The organism is Bradyrhizobium sp. (assembly GCF_035570375.1).
Taxonomy (GTDB): domain Bacteria; phylum Pseudomonadota; class Alphaproteobacteria; order Rhizobiales; family Xanthobacteraceae; genus Bradyrhizobium.
In genome coordinates this window covers 108,039-128,007 of the sequence record NZ_DATMLW010000159.1, presented here as the reverse complement: position 1 = coordinate 128,007, position 19,969 = coordinate 108,039, and the positions used below count along the sequence as shown (strand labels likewise).

General features: G+C 61.1%; 20 protein-coding genes. 5 read left to right on the top strand and 15 right to left on the bottom strand.

Translation table 11 applies throughout. The features are described 5' to 3' along the window. Positions 1-49: 49 nt before the first annotated feature. Both VNX23_RS17670 and VNX23_RS17665 read right to left on the bottom strand, forming a co-directional pair. Positions 50-1,300 (bottom strand): ERF family protein, encoded by a 1,251-nt coding sequence (locus tag VNX23_RS17670; protein WP_325632067.1) that lies wholly within the window; start codon positions 1,298-1,300, stop codon positions 50-52. Then, complete coding sequence (locus VNX23_RS17665; protein ID WP_414643026.1) at positions 1,284-2,150, bottom strand: YqaJ viral recombinase family protein; 867 nt, start codon at positions 2,148-2,150, stop codon at positions 1,284-1,286. Before VNX23_RS17665 ends, VNX23_RS17670 begins: the two co-directional genes overlap by 17 nt. A 93-nt stretch (positions 2,151-2,243) precedes the next feature. Between VNX23_RS17665 and VNX23_RS17660 the strand changes: the two genes are divergently transcribed. Continuing rightward, a complete protein-coding gene (locus VNX23_RS17660; protein ID WP_325632065.1) occupies positions 2,244-2,483 on the top strand; it encodes a helix-turn-helix transcriptional regulator in 240 nt (79 codons plus the stop codon). Positions 2,484-2,550: 67 nt separating this feature from the next. On the opposite strand, the gene VNX23_RS17655 is transcribed toward VNX23_RS17660, so the two are convergent. The 3 genes from VNX23_RS17655 to VNX23_RS17645 are packed head-to-tail and all read right to left on the bottom strand — an operon-like array spanning position 2,551 to position 5,010. Further along, the gene (locus VNX23_RS17655) at positions 2,551-3,321 is read right to left on the bottom strand and encodes an SDR family NAD(P)-dependent oxidoreductase (protein ID WP_325632064.1); all 771 of its coding nucleotides are present in this window, start codon (positions 3,319-3,321) and stop codon (positions 2,551-2,553) included. A 46-nt stretch (positions 3,322-3,367) separates the two neighbouring features. Further along, positions 3,368-4,726: an aminotransferase class I/II-fold pyridoxal phosphate-dependent enzyme gene (locus VNX23_RS17650; RefSeq protein WP_325632062.1), complete on the bottom strand. Its 1,359-nt coding sequence runs from the start codon at positions 4,724-4,726 to the stop codon at positions 3,368-3,370. Further along, complete coding sequence (locus VNX23_RS17645; RefSeq protein WP_325632084.1) at positions 4,723-5,010, bottom strand: acyl carrier protein; 288 nt, start codon at positions 5,008-5,010, stop codon at positions 4,723-4,725. Before VNX23_RS17645 ends, VNX23_RS17650 begins: the two co-directional genes overlap by 4 nt. A gap of 181 nt (positions 5,011-5,191) precedes the next feature. On the opposite strand from VNX23_RS17645, the gene VNX23_RS17640 reads away from it, so the two are divergent. Further along, positions 5,192-5,701: an RNA pyrophosphohydrolase gene (locus tag VNX23_RS17640; protein ID WP_325632061.1), complete on the top strand. Its 510-nt coding sequence runs from the start codon at positions 5,192-5,194 to the stop codon at positions 5,699-5,701. A 38-nt stretch (positions 5,702-5,739) separates the two neighbouring features. Here the strand turns inward: VNX23_RS17640 and VNX23_RS17635 are convergent, their stop codons facing one another. From VNX23_RS17635 to VNX23_RS17615, 5 genes are all read right to left on the bottom strand, one after another. After that, a complete protein-coding gene (locus VNX23_RS17635) occupies positions 5,740-6,147 on the bottom strand; it encodes a F0F1 ATP synthase subunit epsilon (protein ID WP_325632060.1) in 408 nt (135 codons plus the stop codon). Positions 6,148-6,260: 113 nt separating this feature from the next. Further along, positions 6,261-7,703, bottom strand: a complete 1,443-nt coding sequence (gene atpD, locus VNX23_RS17630; protein WP_325632058.1) for a F0F1 ATP synthase subunit beta — start codon at positions 7,701-7,703, stop codon at positions 6,261-6,263. Between the two features lie 48 nt (positions 7,704-7,751). After that, complete coding sequence (locus VNX23_RS17625) at positions 7,752-8,630, bottom strand: F0F1 ATP synthase subunit gamma (RefSeq protein WP_325632057.1); 879 nt, start codon at positions 8,628-8,630, stop codon at positions 7,752-7,754. Between the two features lie 146 nt (positions 8,631-8,776). Next, positions 8,777-10,306, bottom strand: coding sequence for a F0F1 ATP synthase subunit alpha (gene atpA, locus VNX23_RS17620; RefSeq protein WP_325632056.1), 1,530 nt, complete (start codon positions 10,304-10,306; stop codon positions 8,777-8,779). Next, positions 10,306-10,866: a F0F1 ATP synthase subunit delta gene (locus VNX23_RS17615; RefSeq protein WP_325632055.1), complete on the bottom strand. Its 561-nt coding sequence runs from the start codon at positions 10,864-10,866 to the stop codon at positions 10,306-10,308. Before VNX23_RS17615 ends, atpA begins: the two co-directional genes overlap by 1 nt. Before the next feature lie 652 nt (positions 10,867-11,518). Between VNX23_RS17615 and VNX23_RS17610 the strand changes: the two genes are divergently transcribed. Continuing rightward, positions 11,519-12,001 (top strand): septal ring lytic transglycosylase RlpA family protein, encoded by a 483-nt coding sequence (locus VNX23_RS17610; RefSeq protein WP_325632053.1) that lies wholly within the window; start codon positions 11,519-11,521, stop codon positions 11,999-12,001. 276 nt (positions 12,002-12,277) lie between these two features. On the opposite strand, the gene VNX23_RS17605 is transcribed toward VNX23_RS17610, so the two are convergent. Next, positions 12,278-14,488 carry a primosomal protein N' gene (locus tag VNX23_RS17605; protein WP_325632051.1) on the bottom strand — a complete coding sequence of 737 codons (2,211 nt, stop codon included), beginning with the start codon at positions 14,486-14,488 and terminating at the stop codon, positions 12,278-12,280. A 497-nt stretch (positions 14,489-14,985) separates the two neighbouring features. On the opposite strand from VNX23_RS17605, the gene VNX23_RS17600 reads away from it, so the two are divergent. Both VNX23_RS17600 and VNX23_RS17595 read left to right on the top strand, forming a co-directional pair. Next, positions 14,986-15,957 carry a tyrosine recombinase XerC gene (locus VNX23_RS17600; protein ID WP_325632049.1) on the top strand — a complete coding sequence of 324 codons (972 nt, stop codon included), beginning with the start codon at positions 14,986-14,988 and terminating at the stop codon, positions 15,955-15,957. Between the two features lie 136 nt (positions 15,958-16,093). Further along, positions 16,094-16,687 (top strand): DUF4337 domain-containing protein, encoded by a 594-nt coding sequence (locus tag VNX23_RS17595; RefSeq protein WP_325632047.1) that lies wholly within the window; start codon positions 16,094-16,096, stop codon positions 16,685-16,687. A 19-nt stretch (positions 16,688-16,706) separates the two neighbouring features. Here VNX23_RS17595 and VNX23_RS17590 read toward each other — a convergent pair whose 3' ends face one another. The 4 genes from VNX23_RS17590 to VNX23_RS17575 form a co-directional block, all read right to left on the bottom strand. Then, the gene (locus tag VNX23_RS17590; protein ID WP_325632046.1) at positions 16,707-17,243 is read right to left on the bottom strand and encodes a hypothetical protein; all 537 of its coding nucleotides are present in this window, start codon (positions 17,241-17,243) and stop codon (positions 16,707-16,709) included. A 27-nt stretch (positions 17,244-17,270) separates the two neighbouring features. Further along, positions 17,271-18,674 (bottom strand): dihydrolipoyl dehydrogenase, encoded by a 1,404-nt coding sequence (gene lpdA, locus VNX23_RS17585; protein WP_325632045.1) that lies wholly within the window; start codon positions 18,672-18,674, stop codon positions 17,271-17,273. A 116-nt stretch (positions 18,675-18,790) separates the two neighbouring features. After that, on the bottom strand, positions 18,791-19,537 hold the full coding sequence (locus tag VNX23_RS17580) for an SDR family oxidoreductase (protein ID WP_325632043.1): 747 nt from the start codon (positions 19,535-19,537) through the stop codon (positions 18,791-18,793). Beyond that, positions 19,534-19,965 (bottom strand): VOC family protein, encoded by a 432-nt coding sequence (locus VNX23_RS17575; protein WP_325632041.1) that lies wholly within the window; start codon positions 19,963-19,965, stop codon positions 19,534-19,536. Before VNX23_RS17575 ends, VNX23_RS17580 begins: the two co-directional genes overlap by 4 nt. Between the last annotated feature and the right edge of the window lie 4 nt (positions 19,966-19,969).

The following is a 19,969-nucleotide window of genomic DNA, read 5'->3' as shown; positions in this document are numbered from 1 at the left end:
GATGAACTCAAGGCCAGCAGCTTCTAAGTTCTCATGCGGATCCGGAACCTCATCCGAAACGCTGGGTCGAAACCCAGAGCGTCCGCGATGTAGCGAGGGGATCGATCGCCCGTCGCTCCCACCAGGCGACCTCGTCTCCGTGGCTATGGACGTCACGGTGATGAACTCTGCACAGGGGTACGGTGAACTCGTCGCTCACCTTCAACCCCATTGCCCGCGGTTGGGTAAATCGCAGGTGGTGGGCGTCGGCGGGGCTTCTTCCGCAGACCAGACACGGCTGCGACGCCACGAATTTGAGGTGGGCTTTATTACGCAATCGACGTGGCTCGCCGAAGGTGAGCTTGCTCTTATCGATCTTGGCGGGAACTACATCGGCTTGTTGATGCATTGAAGCTGACGCGTCGCCATTGAGCGTTGGTGGAGAGGTGACCGGACGCTCGGGCGGATGACCGACAGCAGTCCTAATCTTTCGGGGGCGGCCCCGCGGCGGCTTGACGGCGCCTGCAAATGGCGCAGGCGGTTGAGGTGTATTTGAGTCGGTTTGAGTCGCAGGCGCTGGCGGGGTTTCATGCGAAGCGTCTGGAAGAGCCACCCTCGCAGCGAAGGCTTCCTCGACCAACCTGGCGTCGTCCGCTGAAAGGCTATTTTTGGACTTCAGGATTGCGATCGCACGGCGCTGTAGCTCCTCCTCCGTCAGAGCTTGGATTTCTTGGATGAGTTGCGCCCTCGCAGCGGCGGACCCTTCGGCATTCAGTTTTTGGTAAACCCGGGGTGTGGTGCTGGATTGGGATTGGCTTGCAGCGGCGGGCTTTGGTCCGAGATTAGTTTTCCGCGCCAAGTCAGATTCTGCTGCGGTATCTGCTTTGGGGACGTTGGCCATGTCAGGCGAGTCGAGGTCGTCCTCGCCGGCGATACCAACCATCGTGAATAGTGCGTAGCGCCTTGCATAAGTCAGTGCCGCCCCCATCCGGCGCGGTGCTGAGGTCTCCGATAGCTGGCAGACCGGCCAGTCTGAAGAAATCCATTCGCCTGAGGTGTGGACAAGGAGGGTGGTCAGGTTGACGGTGCCACTGGTCGGATCGATGGCGGTGGTCTGCGTAACCGCAATCTGCTGGCTACCGAGGGCCTTTCTGATGATGTCGAGCCCGCTCGCGAGCGAGGCGTAGCGGAAGTTACGCTGGCTGTCTGTTCGAGAGTCATAGATGGCCCCAATCATCGCCTTCTCGGGATTGGAGAGCTCGATCTGGGCTTTGGCGAGTGCCGTGGCGATCGCGGCGACGTTTTCACTGGAACGATGCATGGCCGGCCTCCATCGCAAGAAGATCAAAGCTGATCGCTCCCGACTTTGAGCGTTTCGCCCGGATGCCGTGGCCTATCGCCTCTTTGGCATCCTCCGGCATCAATGCCCTGAGCTCGCTCTTGGCACGCTCGTGCTCGGCATGGGGTTGTCTGGTCGCACAAAATAGGCTGGCGAATTCCGCCCAGGAATTGGAGGCGTTCATGTCGATGACCCGGACCGCCTCGATCCGCGGTTTTGGCGGCTCGCAATCGAACAGCGCCGGCGTTTCGCCGGTTTTGACAGCTCGCCAGAAAGCCTTTTCTGCTGCGATCAAAATGGTCTGGTAGATCGGATCTGCTTCGATGGAGAGTTCAATCCACTTGCCGCCTCCGGTGATGATGGAGAGCACCGATTTTTTGGTGCCTGCGACCAGCATGTTGTGCTGCAGCTGGGCCATATGCTTCTCGGCAGCAGCTTCTTCCGAGAATGACCACGGCAGCATGAACTTGGCCTCGAATACCGCGCCAGTTTCCTTGACCACGCCGTCGAACGTAGCCGCCATCCAAGGGAGCGTTCGATGGACCGCGTGGCGTTGGATATCTGATACCCTGTAGCCCGAGTTAAGTTCGAACCATCGCCGATTAAGGCTCTCGGTTACGACTCCGAGCTGAACAACGAGTTCGCCCGACAGGTCGAGCGGGGCTTCCTCGCCGCGCTTTTCCCGCCAGAGCCGCAATAGCGCTTTTTCGTCCTTGCCCAAGACGATCCGGGCATCGGAGCCGCCTATGAAGTCGCAGCGGTTACGCGGCAGCGAAGCAGCGCTAATTTCAGGCATGGCTCCGCCGTTCACCAAAATGGTGGTCTTAGTCATTTTCGCTCCTGGAATCGCGTTGTGAGATTACATCAATAATGTAATGCTGCATGAAACAAGAGTCAACATAAAAAATGTAAGGTTATACAAAAAATGTCGATCAGCGCGGCGCAGTGCCGTGGTGCCCGCGGGCTTCTGGGGTGGTCGCAGTCCGACCTTTCGGAAGCGAGCAAGACAGCAACGAAGACCATCGCGGATTTTGAACGTGGGGCAAGGCAGCCGTATCCGCGAACCCTTGAAGACGTGCGCAAAGCTCTGGAAAGAGCTGGAATTGAGTTCATTGATGAGAATGGCGGAGGCGCCGGCGTTCGTCTGAAAAAATCGAAGCGATAGTCAAACCCGGTCAGGTCACATTTTGGAGGAAAAAGCGACACATTTGCAGACCGGACAACAGGGAGCTTTAGCGCAGCGTGACCTTAAAGCGAAAGCGACGCCCAGTGAAACGCTGGACACGCTCGGGCAGGAGGGCACCGATGCGGGTCAAGAGCGCGAATACGCTCGGAAAGGCGATAACCGACTTGTCGCGATCGAGACCGTTGGCGATCAGTTCCGCTGCCCGCTCCGCCGACATTAAGAACGGCTTTTGACCATGCTCCTGCGCGGCCATTGGCGTCAGCACGTAGCCCGGACAAACCACGTTGATCTTCACTCCACTCTCGTGGACTAACGAGCGAAGCGCGCGCCCGAAATTTAAAACCGCCGCTTTGCTTGCGCCATAGCTGGGAGCGTCGGGAATTGGAATAAATCCGGCCAAGGACGAGACAAGCGCTATTTGGCCTGTTCCCCGCTCGACCATGCGCGGCAGGACCGCATAGACCGTATTGAGCACCCCAATCACATTGGTCTCGATCAGCGCGCGGCCGATTTCCGGGATTTCGAGATCAGCTCCGGGCGGAGTTCCGCCCATGATCCCTGCATTGGCAAACAGAAGATCAATCGGCGTGGCGGCGTCGAATGCCACGAGCCAGGCTTCGAGTTGGGCAGAACTGCGGACATCAATGAGCGCCGTCGATACCACAGCGCCCCCTTCACGGCAGGCCATCGCGACGTCGTCGAGCCGCTGCTGATGGCGTCCGAGCAACCCTAATGTTACGCCCTTTTTGGCGTAGTGAAGTGCTAACGCCCGTCCGATCCCACTTGATGCACCAGTAATGACAATGTTTCTTGCCATGCTGCCCTAATTCGATGGATGCAGGCTCGCCACACCCTGCGTCCCGTCAATATCCAGGAACGCGCATAGCCCGCAAGGTCTTGGGCATATCTGTCAGTTCGGCGGCAGTGGCGTCGAGCGCGGCTTCGATTTCGCTCGGGGTGTGTTCGGCAGTGAGAAAGAACCGCAACCGCGCCGCTTTCGCCGGCACTGCCGGATAGAGCACCGGCAGCACGTTGAATCCGCGATCAAGCAGCTTGTGACTGAGCACCACTGCGGGGATGGAGTCACCTACAATGGTCGGACAGATTGCCGTACTGGCGCTCGTGCCAGTATCGAGCCCACGCTCCTTGGCCAGTTGGCGGAATAGTTCGGCATTGCGATGCAGCCGTGCCACCCGCTCAGGCTCGCTCCGTAGAATTTTGACCGCCTGGTGGGCGGTGGCGGCAATCAGTGGCGGCATGCCAACACTGTAGACGAACACACCAACGAGCGATTTGAAGTAATTCACCAGATCGGCTGAACCCGCAATATAGCCGCCGCAGCCGGCGAGCGTCTTCGACAACGTGCCCATCCAGATATCGACCTGACCGGGATCGACGCCACACTGCTCAAAGCTTCCGTAGCCACGGTTGCCTAACACGCCCAGAGCATGGGCTTCGTCGACCATTAGCCAAGCCTCGTACCTGGTCTTGATGTCGATCAATCGGTGCAGATCCGGCCAATCGCCATCCATACTGTAGAGGCCTTCGACCACGATCAGCGCTCGCTCGAACTTATGCCGCGTCGAGACCAACAAGCGCTCGAGGGCATCGAGATCGTTGTGGGGGAAGCTGCGCCGCGCGGCCCCAGAAAGAACCCCTCCCATGACCGCGCTATTGTGGACGGCGGCATCGCAGATCACCTTTGGTCCCACCAATTGTCCGATCACGCCAAGATTGGTGGCATAGCCGCTCACAATCGCCACGCAATCATCGACGCCGTAGTGTGTGGCGAGCGCGTTCTCAAGCGCGCGGTGAATGGGCCGCTCGCCCGCGACATGCCGGCTCCCAGATGGCGAGATACCATAATGATCGATCGCTTCCTTTGCGGCCGCAGTGATCCTCGGGTCAGCATTGAGGCCCAAATAGTCATAAGAGGAAAAATTGACAATCTCGCGCCCGTCAATCCGCGTGCGCGATCCCGCGCGGGCCTCATGCATTCGGAAGTACGGCGTGCCGACCCCAATCTTCTCGCCGATCGTGCGTTGTATCCGCAGCTCTTCGAATCCTGGAAGCGTATTGAAATCGACGCGGCTCTTGTCGGTGGGCGACTTCGCGAGCGTGGTCGGCGGCGGCCGTGCGCCAGCATCGTCGCCGAGCAAGGCAACTCGGGACAGTAGCCGCTGACGTGCCTCATCGGCGAGAGGCGAGCCCTTGTGCGTCACGACTCAACGCCCTCCATTTTGGGTTTTTCCGAATCGATCAACGCGGTCAGCAGTCCAAGCTCCTCGCTCCCAACGTTCTCGAGGTGTTGTTCCGCCATCACGATCGCCTTAGCATCACCTCGTGCACCATCATCTGGGTTCACTTGTGCGATGATCTCATTGGTGACACTGGTAACCGTCAGATTGGCGGACGACCCAGCAAGCGTGAACTGGACACCGAAGCGCTCCTCGAGATTCATCACAAGCTCGAGCGCCATTAAGGAATCGAGCCCCAAATCCGCCAGGGGTCGAGCCCGGCCGACGTCCTATTCGCCAACGAAATCGACTGCGAACGCGCATGTCGGAGACAAAAGCCCGCTTGGATCCTACCTTTGATTAGTTGGCGTTTTGCTGCCAACCTGTGCGAGACTGCTCAGCGAAAAGCGGCAAAGATCGAAATCGAAGTCAGCACCCGCCGGGCGCATGATGACCGTCGAAAAACCCTATCGTCCCAACGTGGGTATCGCCCTGTTCAACACGGCAGGGCTGGTGCTGATCGGACGGCGCTTTCAGGACGACGGGCCGGAAATCATCCTTCCCGGTCTTGAATGGCAGATGCCACAAGGCGGCATCGATGAGGATGAAAATCCGCGCAGCGCCGTGATGCGGGAGCTCTGGGAAGAAACCGGGGTGGCGAACGCCGATTATCTCGGCGAGACCGACTGGCTCGTTTACGAGTTTCCGCCGTTTTCCGGCGCCTCATCGCACCGGCTGGTAAAATTCCGCGGCCAGCGGCAAAAATGGTTTGCGTTGCGTTTCACAGGTATTGATGACGAGATCGACCCTTTGACATCGCGCAACGGCCAGCCGCCGGAATTCGATCGGTGGCGTTGGGAGCGGCTCGACCTGGTCGCCGATCTCGTGGTGCCGTTCCGGCGCGAGGTGTACCGGGCCGTGGCCAGGCAATTTGCACCCTTCGCCGCGGGCAAAGCCTGATCACCGAGCTGGTTCGGCCCGCCAGGCTCGAAGAAGCTCTAATGCAAGGCCGTCGTGCTGAGTTCGTGCTGGATGCTCTTGAAGTGATCGAGCCGCGCGATCTCGCGGTCGAGCTCGGAGCCTTCCTTTTCGGAAAGCTTGGCCTGCATTTCGGCGATTGCATCGGCGAACTGGGCGCGATCGAGATCCTCCAGCGACATGGCGACGTCGGCGAGCACCGTGAGACCTCGGTCCGACATCTCCGCAAGGCCGCCCGTCACGATGATCTTTTCCTTCTTGCCGCCGGTAATCACGGTCAGGATGCCGGGCCGCATCACGGCAATGACCGGAGCATGTCCGGCCAGCACGCCGAAATCGCCCTCGAGGCCGGGAATATCGACCTGGTCCACCTCGCCGGAAAAGGCGAGCTTCTCGGGAGAGACGAGATCGAAGTGGAATGTGGCCACGGAATTACTCTCTCGGCTGTCACGCGCTGCACGACCCGCGGGTCCATCAGTAGAAAAAAAACTCTGCTGTCGATGGATTGCCGGGTCGAGCCCGGCAATGACGACAGTCTTCTCTACGCCGCTTCGGCCGCGAGCTTCTTGCCCTTCTCGACTGCCTCTTCGATGGTGCCGACCATGTAGAAGGCGGCCTCCGGCAGGTGGTCGTATTTGCCTTCGCACAGACCGCGGAAACCCTTGATAGTGTCGGCGAGCTCGACGAACTTGCCGGGCGAGCCGGTGAACACCTCGGCGACGTGGAACGGCTGCGACAGGAAGCGTTCCACCTTGCGTGCACGCGCCACGGTGATCTTGTCTTCCTCCGACAGTTCATCCATACCGAGAATGGCGATGATGTCCTGCAACGACTTGTAGCGCTGCAGCACCTGCTGGACCAGACGCGCGGTGGAATAGTGCTCTTCACCGACGACGAGCGGTGACAGCATGCGCGAGGTCGAGTCGAGCGGGTCCACCGCCGGATAGATGCCCTTTTCCGAAATGCCACGCGACAGCACCGTGGTTGCGTCCAAATGGGCAAAGGACGTTGCAGGCGCGGGGTCGGTCAAGTCGTCGGCCGGCACGTAGATCGCCTGCACGGATGTGATCGACCCCTTGTTGGTGGTGGTGATGCGCTCCTGCAGCTCGCCCATGTCGGTGGCAAGCGTCGGCTGATAGCCCACCGCGGAAGGAATACGGCCGAGCAGGGCCGACACTTCCGAACCGGCCTGGGTGAAGCGGAAGATGTTGTCGACGAAGAACAGCACGTCCTGGCCCTGGTCGCGGAAGTGTTCGGCAACCGTGAGGCCGGTGAGGCCGACGCGGACGCGGGCGCCCGGCGGCTCGTTCATCTGGCCGAACACCAGCGCGCATTTCGACTTCACATTCGGATCGGGATTGTGCGGATCGGCATTGACCTTCGATTCGATGAACTCGTGATAAAGGTCGTTGCCCTCACGGGTGCGCTCGCCGACCCCGGCGAACACCGAGTAACCGCCGTGCGCCTTCGCGACGTTGTTGATGAGTTCCTGAATCAGCACGGTCTTGCCGACGCCGGCACCGCCGAACAGTCCGATCTTGCCGCCCTTGGCGTAAGGCGCCAAGAGGTCCACGACCTTGATGCCGGTAACAAGAATCTCGGCTTCGGTCGACTGATCGGTGTAGCTCGGCGCTTCCTGGTGGATCGCACGCATGTCTTCGGCCGGAACCGGGCCGGCTTCGTCGATCGGCTCGCCGATGACGTTGATGATGCGGCCGAGCAAGCCGGCGCCGACCGGCACCATGATCGGCGCGCCGGTGTCGGAGACCTCCTGGCCGCGGACCAGGCCTTCGGTGGTGTCCATGGCGATGGTGCGCACCGTGGATTCGCCGAGATGCTGCGCGACTTCCAGCACCAGGCGGTTGCCGCCGTTTTTGGTCTCCAGCGCATTGAGAATCGCCGGCAAGTGACCTTCGAACTGCACGTCGACGACGGCGCCGATGACTTGCGTGATGCGTCCGGCCTGATTGGCTTGTGTAGCCATAAAACTCTCTCCTTCGAATTCTTAAATCTCAAACGACCATTGCGGCTGTCACATCGCCTCGGCGCCGGAGATGATTTCGATTAGCTCCTTGGTGATCATCGCCTGACGGGTCCGGTTGTAGACCAGCGTCTGCTTGCGGATCATGTCGCCGGCGTTGCGGGTAGCGTTGTCCATCGCGCTCATCTGGGCGCCGTAGAACGAAGCGTTGTTCTCCAGAAGCGCGCGGAAAATCTGTACCGCGAGGTTGCGCGGCAACAGCCGTGGCAGGACCTCGTCTTCTTCCGGCTCGTATTCGTAAGCGACCGCCGCGCCTGCATTGGCTGCCGTTTCGTCCACCACAAGTGGGATGATCTGTTGCGCGGTCGGAATCTGCGCGATCACCGACTTGTATCGCGAATAGAACAGCGTGCAGACGTCGAATTCGCCGGCCTCAAAACGCGCGATGATCTTCTTTGCGATGTCATCGGCGTTGACGAAACCGAGCTGGCGCACCGAACGAAGCTCGATGGTTTCGATGATCTGCTTTTCGAGGGTGCGACGCAGCTGCTCAAATCCCTTGCGGCCGACGCAGAAGAACTTGACCTCCTTGCCCTGGTTGATCAGGTTCTGGGCGTGCTCGCGGGCGAGCCGTACGATCGCCGAGTTGAATGGCCCGCAAAGCCCTCGTTCCCCGGTGCAGACCAGCAGCAGTTGCACCTGGTCCTTGCCGGTCCCGGCCAGCAGCGCCGGCGCGCCGGGGGACCCGGCCGCTGCGGCAGCGATGCTCGAGATGACCGCATCCATCTTTTCCGCGTAGGGCCGAGCGGCTTCGGCGGCGCTCTGCGCACGGCGCAGCTTCGAGGCTGCGACCATCTGCATCGCCTTGGTGATCTTTTGCGTCGCCTTGGTGGAGGCGATGCGGACCCGCATGTCTTTAAGTGAAGCCATTCTTAGTTGACCCCGGCGATCCGATCCTCGGATCGAACCGCAAACCTGTCTCTCGTCATGCCCGGCGCCATGCCGGGCATCCACGTCTCTTCTTGCATCCACGCGCAAAACGTGGGCGGCCGGAGCAAGCCCGGCCGCGGACGTCGCTATGCAAACGTCCTGGCAAAACCCTCTACCACGCTCTTCAGCTTGGCTGCGGTGTCGTCGCTGAGTTCACGGGTGTCGCGGATGGCGTTGAGAAGATCGACATTCTTGCCACGCAACACCGACAAGAGACCGTCCTCGAAGGCACGCACCTTACTGAGCGGAAGCGCGTCGAGATAGCCATTGGTGCCGGCCCAGATCACGCACACCTGCTCTTCCATCTTCAGCGGCGAGAATTGCGGCTGCTTCAATAGTTCGGTCAGCCGCGAGCCGCGATTGAGCAGGCGCTGGGTCGAAGCGTCGAGGTCGGAGCCGAACTGGGCGAACGCCGCCATCTCGCGATATTGCGCGAGCTCGCCCTTGATCCTGCCGGCCACCTTCTTCATCGCCTTGGTCTGTGCCGAGGATCCCACGCGCGACACCGACAGGCCGACGTTGACCGCCGGACGAATGCCCTGGAAGAACAGATCGGTCTCGAGGAAAATCTGGCCGTCGGTAATCGAGATCACGTTGGTCGGAATGTAGGCCGAGACGTCGTTGGCCTGCGTTTCGATCACGGGCAGCGCGGTCAGCGAACCCGAGCCATTGTCCTTGTTGAGCTTGGCGGCGCGCTCGAGCAGGCGCGAGTGCAGATAGAACACGTCGCCGGGATAGGCTTCGCGGCCCGGCGGGCGGCGCAGCAGGAGCGACATCTGGCGATAGGCAACGGCCTGCTTGGAAAGGTCGTCATAGATGATGACCGCGTGCATGCCGTTGTCGCGGAAGTATTCGCCCATGGTGCAGCCGGTGAACGGCGCAATGTATTGCATCGGCGCTGGATCGGACGCGGTGGCCGCGATCACGATCGAATATTCCAGCGCGCCCTGCTCTTCGAGCACCTTCACGAACTGCGCCACCGTGGAACGCTTCTGGCCAATCGCGACATAGACGCAATACAGCTTGATGTTCTCATCCTGCTGGGCGTTGAGCGGCTTCTGGTTGAGAATGGTGTCGAGCGCGATCGCGGTCTTGCCGGTCTGGCGGTCGCCGATGATCAACTCGCGCTGACCGCGGCCGATAGGGATCAGCGCATCGATGGCCTTCAGCCCGGTCGCCATTGGCTCGCTGACCGACTTGCGCGGAATGATGCCGGGCGCCTTGACGTCGACGCGCCTGCGCTCGGTGGCCGGGATCGGTCCCTTGCCGTCGATCGGATTGCCGAGCGCATCGACCACGCGTCCGAGCAGCCCCTTGCCGACCGGTGTATCGACGATGGCGCGGGTGCGCTTGACGGTCTGGCCTTCCTTGATCTCGCGGTCGGCGCCGAAAATCACGATACCGACATTGTCGGTTTCGAGGTTCAGCGCCATGCCACGGGTGCCGTTTTCGAACTCGACCATTTCACCGGCCTGGACATTGTCGAGGCCGTAGACGCGGGCAACGCCGTCGCCGACGGACAACACCTGTCCAACTTCGGATACCTCGGCTTCCTGGCCGAAATTCTTGATCTGATCCTTGAGGATCGCGGAAATTTCCGCGGCGCGGATGTCCATCAGCCTGCCTCTTTCATCGCGTGCTTGATCGAATTGAGTTTGGTGCGAAGCGAACTATCCACCATGCGGCTGCCGAGCTTGACGACAAGGCCACCGATGATCGAGGGATCGACTTTCACACTGAGTGCGACGTCCTTGCCCGTCACTGACTTCAGCGCGGACTTGAGGGCGTCGAGATTCTTTTCGCTTAAGTTTTCGGCCACCGTGACATCGGCGGTTGCCTCGCCCTTGAACTTCGCTACCAGGACGCGAAACGCGCGGATCACGTCGCCTATCGCGAACAGGCGCCGATTGGCGGTGAGGACTTTCAGGAAATTTGCGGAAATGCCGGAGATACCGGCCTCGTCGAGCACTGCGGCCAACGCTTTCGATTGTGCGCCAGCGGAAAAAACCGGGCTGCGGACGAGACGTTTCAGATCGCTGCTTTCCGCCAGCATGGCCTCGAACTTGTCGAGATCGGCCTTGACGGCATCGACGGATCTTTCATCGCGCGCCAGTTCAAACAGGGCCGTCGCATAACGACCGGACACTCCCGAAACGGACGGATCTTCAGCAGCCACTGGCGCGCTCTTTGATTGGTGTCAAATTCGCAAGGGAAAAACCGTCGCCACAATACGGCGCCTAGCGATCCAAGCCCTTGGAATTCAGCCGAGACTTCGATTTTCGACCGGCACAGGCTGTGCCGGGACCGTTAAAATCGCGGCTTAGCTAACATAGCGAGAGCGCAGGTGCAACACGACGGCACCGCCAGGCGATGCCTTGTCGCACGCCTTTCGCGGCGATCTGCAAAGAGCCGACCGGCTCGGACATCGCGACCATTCTGCGCTTGTGAAGTGACCTTCCCGACTCTCGGGGCAACCCATTCGAGCGATGGTCCCCTGTCAATTTGTACCACCTCCATACCTTTGGCATGCGGAACAATGATGTGGAGCCATTCCATTATCGCATTACTTGCCGAAAACTTGGGGCGGTCGACGATGACTTAGAATAACGGTATTAGTAAGTAATTCAATGGTAAATCATTCATTAAAAATAAGTGTGTGGGCACTCACTTATGAACTTTCCTCGATAACAAGATATTTCAACACGAGATAATCTGAACTATTGCCCATTTTTAGCCTCAATAGGTCACCAAACGGCGGCCTCTTCCAAACGGAGCGGGGGTTCCACTTGCCGCATATGTGGCAATACTACATTGAGGGACTGATATATATGGTAAAATTCAAGAAGCAGGCACTGGGAAACCTAACCCGGTCGCGCACGGCGCCCATTCTTTTCGCCGCAACTATCCTGGCCAGTGGCGCTGCCACCGAGGCCTCCGCCAGGTCTCATCATCACGGGCGTCATCACGTTGCCCGGCACTCGACCGAAACCTCGGGCTGGCGTGACGCCAATGCCTCGATCGGATCGGGGGGCCGGACCTTCTCGGGCATTGCCTCGTTCTACGGCAATGAATCCGGCAGCAAGACCGCCTCGGGCCAGCGCTTCAACGAGAACGCCATGACCGCGGCCCACCGTAGCCTGCCGTTCGGCACCAAGCTCCGGGTCACCCGCGGCGACCGCAGCGTCATCGTCACGATCAACGACCGCGGCCCGTTCGTCCGCGGCCGGGTGCTTGACCTGTCCACGGGCGCTGCCCGTGCAATCGGCCTGACGGGCTCCGGCGTTGGCCGCGTCGTCGCCGAGGTCATTTGATAACGGCGTATTCTTACGCCTCTCCCTTCCAGGAAAATGTCGTGAGCGTCGCGGCCAAATAGACCGCAGAAGGCGCCTCGCGCAGTAAAGCAAGCCCGCCGTCGCCAATGACGGCGGGCTTTTTTCTTTGGTCATTTCGGGATGGTCCCAACGGGTCCGCGCGAAGCGCGGCCCGATGACAGGCTCCGGACCAGACCTCAGATGCGCAATCGCGCATCGGGGAATCTCGAGATTCCGGATTCGCGCTTGCGCGCGCTCCGGAATGACGCTGACACGTCACAGAAAGCTCTGCGGATCGACGTCGACCTCGAGCTTGAGATTGCCCTTGGTCTTGGGACCACTAGCAAGCCATTCCCGCAAATAGGCCGAAAGATCGACGTTGCGCAACGATTTCACCAGCAAGCGGAAGCGGAAGCGGCCCTTGATCACGGCAAGCGGAGCCTCGGCCGGGCCAAGCACCTTTATCCTTTCGTCGACCGGTGCAACGGCTGCGAGCCTGCGCGCAAAGCCTTCCGCCGTGGGCCGGTCACCTGCGGAGACGATAAGGCTCGCGAGCCGTCCGAACGGCGGATACTGGGCGCGCTCTCGGGCGTCAATTTCGCTGGCGTAAAAGGCCTCGCGGTCGCATGCGACCAACGCCTTCATGACGGGGTGTTCCGGCTGATGGGTCTGCAACAACCCGACGCCGCGGCCCTGATCCCGCCCGGCCCGCCCGATCACCTGGTTGAGCAGTTGAAAGGTCCGCTCCGCGGCGCGCGGATCGCCATTGCTCAGACCCAGATCGGCGTCCACCACGCCGACCAAATTGAGCCGGGGAAAATGATGGCCCTTGGCCACCAGCTGAGTGCCGATGATGATATCGACGCGGCCTTCGGCGATTTCGTTCAATTCGCTGCGCATGGTCTCGATCGAGGTGATCAGGTCGCTTGACAGCGCCAGCGTGCGCGCATCCGGGAACAGCGCCGCCGCCTCTTCCTGCAATCGCTCGACGCCGGGGCCGACCGCGACCAGCGATTCTTCCGCGGCGCAATTCGGGCAGACATGCGGGCGCGGCATCGAGAAGCCGCAATGATGGCACACAAGCCGCTGACGAAAGCGGTGATCGACGAGCCAGGCGTCGCAGATGGTGCAGGCGAAGCGATGCCCGCAGGCGCGGCACAGCGTCAGCGGCGCATAGCCACGGCGGTTGAGGAACAACAATGCCTGCTCGCGGCGCTCGATTGCGAATCGGATCTGTTCGGCAAGCCTCGGCGAGATGAAGCGACCGCGTGGCGGTGCCTCGCGCCGCAGATCGATCGCCTCGATATGCGGCATGTGCTGGCCGCCGAAGCGCGAAGGCAGGAGGATTCGCTGATAGCGGCCCTTGCGCGCGTTGACCTCGGACTCCACTGAAGGCGTCGCGGAGGCCAGCACGACGGGAATTTTCGCGATATGGGCGCGCACCACGGCCATGTCGCGGGCGTGATAATGCGCGCCGTCCTCCTGCTTGTAGGCCTGATCGTGCTCCTCGTCGACGACGATCAAACCAAGATCGGCGTAAGGCATGAACAGCGCCGAGCGCGCGCCCACCACGACCGGCGCTTCGCCAGCCGAAATCGCAGCCCAGTTTCGCTGCCGCGTGCGCGGGCTCAGTTCGGAATGCCATTCCAGCGGCCGCACGCCGAAACGGCGGGCGAAACGATCGAGGAACTGACCAGTGAGCGCGATCTCCGGCATCAAAATCAGCGACTGCCTGCCGCGGCGGATCGTTTGCGCGATCGCCTCGAAATAGACTTCGGTTTTTCCCGAACCCGTCACGCCATCGAGCAGCGCGACATGAAAGTTGCCATTGGCCGCAAGCGCGCGCATCGCGTCCACCGCGGGGCACTGCTGGCGGGAAAATTCAGGCATGGCAAAGGACGGATCGGGTGCCGGCGGCGCCAGCGCCCGCGGCATCGCTTCGACTACCAGCGTGCCTTCGTCGACGAGACCATCGATGACGCCGACACTGACGCCGGCTTCCCTGGCCGCGTCCGATTTGCCGTGCAACAGGCCGTCGGACAATAATTCGATCAACCGCCGCCGTGCGGGAGTCATGCGTTGCGGCGGCTTTCCGACCAGGCGTACGCCGGTGCGCACCCGCTCGGGGCCGAGATGTTCGCCCATCCGCAGGCACATGCGTAACACCATGCCGCGCGCCGACAGCGTGTAGTTGGCGACCCAATCGACAAGCGCGCGCAATTCCGCCTTCAGCGGCGGCACGTCGAGCTTTTCGCTGACATCCTTGAGGCGGTTGTGGAGCCGCGGATCGGGATTGGCGTTCTCCGCCCACACCACGGCGACCACCTCGCGAGGCCCAAGCGGCACGCAGACGACATCACCCGGTGCGAGTTCCATACCGCGCGGCACGCGATAGGAATAATTCCGATCGAGCGCGACGGGCACCAGCACATCGACGATTCCCGTCGAGGGGGTGGTTGACAGTGAGGCGCGCGGGGAGTGGTCCATGCAGGGAATCAGATGAGGGCTGTTTCAAGTCGGTCCAGTGGAGTGGATTTGACGTTCGCTACGCATCTAGTGCCTACTTTCCGAAGTTCGTATCCCGTTGCAGCACCCACTTTCACGAACTTCGGAAAGTGGGCACTAGCAAACCTATGACTCTAGTGCCGCTTTTCGATTTGAAGTTCCTGGATCAAATGCGCCGTTTGCACCGCAGGAACTTCAAATCGGCGGCGCTCGCCACATGCTCGTAAAGCGAACGTCAAATGCAAAACTCCACTAGAATTTTGACTTTTGCCAGTGGTCCTTTGATTCCAACATTCGCAAAGGTGCCTGCCGAGATGGGATGCGTCTGTTAGAATCAGACCGCTAGTCTACGGGCCCGGGCCGGATCGGGCCAGCAGCCCGGCAATATCTGGCGGAAGAAGCGAACCGCCTGCCACGGTTCACCAAAGGTAAACGACCTGGATGTGATAGTATCGGCCAGTCGAACCCGAAAGACACCGATGGCCAGGCCAAATCCTTCGATCAAGCCCATCGAAATTCCCTGCGCCGACGACAGTCTGGCGCTGGAAATGACACGGTGGCTTGCGCATCTGCGCGCCGAGCGCAGGCTGTCGCCAAAGACGTCCGAGGCCTACGCCCGCGACGTCCGCCAATTTCTCGAGTTCCTCGCCGAACATTGGGGCAGGCGCGCAAGCCTTGCGGCCTTTGCCGCGCTTCAGGCCACCGACATCCGGGCATTCATGGCCATGCGGCGCGCTTCCGACATCGCCGGGCGCTCGCTCATGCGCTCGCTGGCAGGGCTGCGCTCGTTCGGTCGCTTTCTGGAGCGCGAAGGCAGAGGCAAGGTCGGCGCGCTCACAGCCATCCGCGCGCCCAAGATCGGCAAGAGCCTGCCGAAGCCGCTTCCGGTCGCGACCGCCAAACGCCTTGCGGATGCGGAAGAACGCGCCGGCGAGAGCCGCGATCCCTGGATCTGGGCGCGCGACGCCGCCGTCATGGCGTTGCTTTACGGATCGGGCTTGCGCATCTCCGAGGCGCTTGGTTTGAAACGGCGCGACGTGCCTCTGCCCGGCGCCGGCGACGTGCTGATCGTCACCGGCAAGGGCAACAAGACGCGCATGGTGCCGGTGCTGCAGAATGTGCTGATGCTGATCCAGGACTACGTGACGGCGTGTCCGCATTCCTTGCCGGCCGAAGGGCCGATCTTCGTCGGCGCCCGCGGCGGTCCGTTGAGCGCTCGCATCATACAGCTCACCATGGAACGGCTCCGCGGCGCGCTCGGGCTTCCCGACAGCGCGACACCGCACGCATTGCGGCATTCCTTTGCCACCCACCTGCTTTCGCGCGGTGGTGATCTGCGCGCGATTCAGGAACTGCTCGGCCACGCGTCGCTCTCGACCACCCAAGTCTATACCGGGATCGACAGCGAGCGCCTTCTGGAAGTGTATCGCAGCGCCCATCCCCGCGCCTGAAGGCGGCAGGTTTTCACACCATTACAGGTGGTGGCAACGCTTGGCCCTTGCGCTTGCCGCATTGTTCGGTCAATCGTTCTAGTAGTGACGGGAAGCGAGCTCGTGAACGGGACCACCCGCGAGCAGGGAGAGAATCGTGAGCGCACATGAAAGCATGGAGCAGGCCGAACATGCCGAACACGCATCGAGCGAAAACAGGAAAATCGCGCTGCTGATCGCCGTGATCGCCCTTTTTCTGGCGCTTTCGGAGACGCTGGGCAAGAGCGCCCAGACCGAATCTATCGCAAAGAACGTCGAAGCCTCGAACCTCTGGGCATTCTTTCAGGCCAAGAGCATCCGCCGCACGGTGGTGCAGACGGCGGCGGATGCGGCCAAGCTCGGCCTCGGCGTCACGGGTGACGATGCCGCCAAGACGGCGGCGCAAAAGCAGATCGAGGAATGGCAGAAAACCGCCGCACGCTACCGCTCGGAGCCCGAAACCGGCGAAGGCACCGAGCAACTGTCCGAACGCGCCAAGCATGCCGAGCACGAACGCGACCTGGCGACTGCGAAATATCACCACTTCGAACTCGGCTCGGCTGCCTTCCAGATCGCGATCGTGCTGGCGTCGGCGACCATCATCACCGGCATTTTCGCGCTTGCCTGGATCGCGGGCCTTTTGACCCTGGCCGGTCTTGGCCTTACCGCGCTCGGATTATTCGCCCCGCACGCCCTGCATCTGGCGTTGTGAGATTTCGTGTGGCCTGCAATCAGCGCGCTTCGTGCACGCTTTTGCGGAAGCGCTGGATCAGCCGCAGCATCCTTGACGACCAACCGTCGGCATCGCCGCGCAAAATCTCGATGATGCGGCGCTTGATCGGCTCGACCAGCGCGTTCGCCCTGGCACGGACGTCCAGGATGAATTCATAGAGCCTTTCGAACCATCCCATCTCCAGCAATTTCGGCCTCGTCACGTCGAAGACGAAGGCGGTGACGCCGACACCGAGGAATTTTGCGAACAGGATCGTGAAGATCGCGCTCATCCAATATTCATTGGCGAGCAGCCACAGGCCGATCAGCTTCAACGGGAATAACGGAATCACCGGAACGATGAAGACGATCAGCGTCATTGACGGCGACAGCGTGTCGACGCGCTCGGCCAGCCAATGCTTGAAGTCGCGCAGCGGGATCCTGTCCACCACCCAGGCCACGATCGGCTCGAGGTGATCCCACAGCCAGGCTTCGATCAAGAAGATGACCGCAAGCAGGACCCAGATCGGCTGAAGGAGGCGGCGCATGACGGTCATTCCGGCCCAGTGTCTGCCGGGCAATAATCACATATGGATTGCGCGTTTGCCAACTGCAAGCGCGGCTTCTTTCACCGCTTCCGAGCGAGTCGGATGGGCATGGCAGGTTCGTGCCAAATCCTCGGCAGAACCTCCAAACTCCATCAATACGGCAGCTTCGTGGATCATTTCGCCCGCTTCTCGGCCGATTATGTGCACGCCAAGCACCCTGTCGGTCTTCGCATCTGCGAGAATCTTCGCGAATCCGTCAGTGGTCTGGTTGACCTTGGAGCGGCCGTTGGCAGTAAACGGAAATTTACCTGATGTGTAGGCGACGCCGGCTTCCTTCAGCTCCTCCTCGGTCTTGCCGACCGATGACACTTCCGGCGTGGTATACACGACCGCTGGGATAACGTCGTAGTTCACATGACCGGCCTGTCCGGCGAGGATTTCCGCCACCGCAACGCCTTCGTCCTCGGCCTTGTGCGCGAGCATCGGACCCGCGATGACGTCGCCGATCGCATAGACGCCCTTCACATTGGTGGCAAAGTGCTGATCGATCTGCACGCGGCCGCGCTTGTCGAGTGCGACGCCGGCTTCCTTCAAGCCGAGGCCATCGGTGTAGGGAACGCGGCCGATGGCGACCAACACGACATCGGCTTCCAGCTTCTCCGAAGCCCCGCCTGCCGCAGGCTCGATCTGGGCGACGAGCGTCTTTCCGGAAGCCTCGACAGCCGTGACCTTGGTGCCCAGCCGAAACGCAAACCCCTGCTTCTCGAGGAGGCGCTGGAATTGCCTCGCGACCTCGCCATCCATGCCCGGCAGAATGCGATCGAGAAATTCCACGACCGTCACCTGCGTGCCCAGCCGGTGCCACACCGAGCCAAGCTCGAGCCCGATCACGCCGGCGCCGACGATCAGTAGTTTTCCGGGCACTTTCTCGAGCGAAAGCGCGCCGGTCGAGGACACGATGCGCTTCTCGTCGATCTGGATGCCTTTGAGCTGCGCCACGTCCGAGCCGGTGGCGATGACGATGTTTTTGGTTTCGACGGTTTGCGTCTTGCCGTCCTTGCCCGATACCTCGACCTTGCCGGTGCCTAGTATCCTGCCGTTACCGGTGATGACGTCGATCTTGTTCTTCTTCATCAAGAACTCGACGCCCTTGACGTTGCCGTCAATGCCCTGCTGCTTGAAATTCATCATCGCAGGCAGGTCGAGTTTCGGCGCGGGAACGCTGACACCCATCTTGGCGAAGGAGTGCGCCGCTTCCTCGAACATTTCGGAAGCGTGCAGCAGCGCCTTCGACGGCATGCACCCGATATTGAGGCAGGTGCCGCCGAGGGTGGCGTTCTTTTCAACCACGGCGACCTTCATGCCGAGCTGCGCCGCGCGGATCGCGCAGACGTATCCGCCGGGACCGGTGCCGATGACAACAAGATCGTAAGCCGCCATGATTGAAGTCCTGTTGCTTTAGAGCATGATCCGGAAAAGTAGAGACCGGTTTTCCGAAAAGATCATGCTCAAACAAAGAGATGAGATCATGATGCGATTCCACATCGCATCATGATTTAGCGTCCGCCCGAGACGTCAAGGATGGCGCTGGTCACATACGACGCTTCATCCGACATCAACCAGACAATGGCGTTCGCGATCTCGCTGGCGGTGCCGACGCGCTTCATCGGCACCATGTGGCTGAGCCGATGCGCGCGATCGGGCTCGCCGCCCGAGGCGTGAATTTCGGTGTCGATGAGTCCGGGCCGGATCGCGGCGACACGAATGCCCTCGCCGGCAACTTCGTATCCGAGCCCGAGGGTAAAGGAATCGATCGCGCCTTTGGAGGCCGCGTAATCGACATAGGTGTTGGGCGAGCCGAGTTTCGCCGCGACCGATGACAGGTTGACAATGACCCCGCCCTTGCCGCCGTGCCGGGTCGACATCCGCTTTACTGCTTCACGGGCGCAGAGAATGCTGCCGGTGACGTTGACTTCCATCATGCGCTGGATGCGCTCGGCCGACATCTCGTCGACCCGCGAAGTTGTCCCGACAATGCCGGCATTGTTGACGAGCGCTCGGAGCGTCCCGAATCCGTCAGCCGCCTTGAACAGCGCGAGGATATCCTTTTCGCTGCCGACATCGCACTTTTGGGCCATTGCCTTGCCCTTCTTCGCCTCGATGGTGGAGACAGCGCTCCTGGCGGCGGCTTCGTTGCTGGCATAGCCGATGCAAACCCTGAAGCCTCGCTCGGCGGCGGCGAGCGCGGTGGCGCGGCCGATGCCGCGGCTGCCGCCGGTGACGATCACAACCTTGTCGGTCACGGATTGGTCTCCTGCAAAGGCGCGTTGAACGCCCAGATATGCCCGAAGGGATCTTGAATTTGACCGTACCGGGCGCCCCAGAATGTGTCCTCGGCACGCAGCACCACATTGGCGCCTGCCGCTTCGGCCCGTGCGATTGCGGCGTTCACGTCCGATGGCTTGGGAAGGTTGATCGAGATCGTCACGCTTGCCCCGCCGCGGCTCGAAGGCGAGAGAACGCCGCCGCCAAATTCCGGGAACTCGTCATGCAACATGACTTCGCCGCCGAACACCTCGATGTTTGCGTGCATCACGCGCTTGCCGTCTTCGGCAAGCGCATGAAACGGACATTCGGCACCGAAGGCCTTTTTGTAGAACGCGATCGCATCCGTGCCGCCCTTGACACAGATGTGCGCCTGGATCGGCGGGGGGTTGGGTCCAAACGCCACGTTT

Coding starts and splice junctions, on each gene's coding strand:
- VNX23_RS17670 (WP_325632067.1), bottom strand. CDS start 1,300: ATGCATCGTTCCAGTGAAAACGTCGCCGCGATCGCCACGGCACTCGCC.
- VNX23_RS17665 (WP_414643026.1), bottom strand. CDS start 2,150: ATGACTAAGACCACCATTTTGGTGAACGGCGGAGCCATGCCTGAAATT.
- VNX23_RS17660 (WP_325632065.1), top strand. CDS start 2,244: ATGTCGATCAGCGCGGCGCAGTGCCGTGGTGCCCGCGGGCTTCTGGGG.
- VNX23_RS17655 (WP_325632064.1), bottom strand. CDS start 3,321: ATGGCAAGAAACATTGTCATTACTGGTGCATCAAGTGGGATCGGACGG.
- VNX23_RS17640 (WP_325632061.1), top strand. CDS start 5,192: ATGACCGTCGAAAAACCCTATCGTCCCAACGTGGGTATCGCCCTGTTC.
- atpD (WP_325632058.1), bottom strand. CDS start 7,703: ATGGCTACACAAGCCAATCAGGCCGGACGCATCACGCAAGTCATCGGC.
- VNX23_RS17625 (WP_325632057.1), bottom strand. CDS start 8,630: ATGGCTTCACTTAAAGACATGCGGGTCCGCATCGCCTCCACCAAGGCG.
- atpA (WP_325632056.1), bottom strand. CDS start 10,306: ATGGACATCCGCGCCGCGGAAATTTCCGCGATCCTCAAGGATCAGATC.
- VNX23_RS17610 (WP_325632053.1), top strand. CDS start 11,519: ATGGTAAAATTCAAGAAGCAGGCACTGGGAAACCTAACCCGGTCGCGC.
- VNX23_RS17605 (WP_325632051.1), bottom strand. CDS start 14,488: ATGGACCACTCCCCGCGCGCCTCACTGTCAACCACCCCCTCGACGGGA.
- VNX23_RS17600 (WP_325632049.1), top strand. CDS start 14,986: ATGGCCAGGCCAAATCCTTCGATCAAGCCCATCGAAATTCCCTGCGCC.
- VNX23_RS17590 (WP_325632046.1), bottom strand. CDS start 17,243: ATGACCGTCATGCGCCGCCTCCTTCAGCCGATCTGGGTCCTGCTTGCG.
- lpdA (WP_325632045.1), bottom strand. CDS start 18,674: ATGGCGGCTTACGATCTTGTTGTCATCGGCACCGGTCCCGGCGGATAC.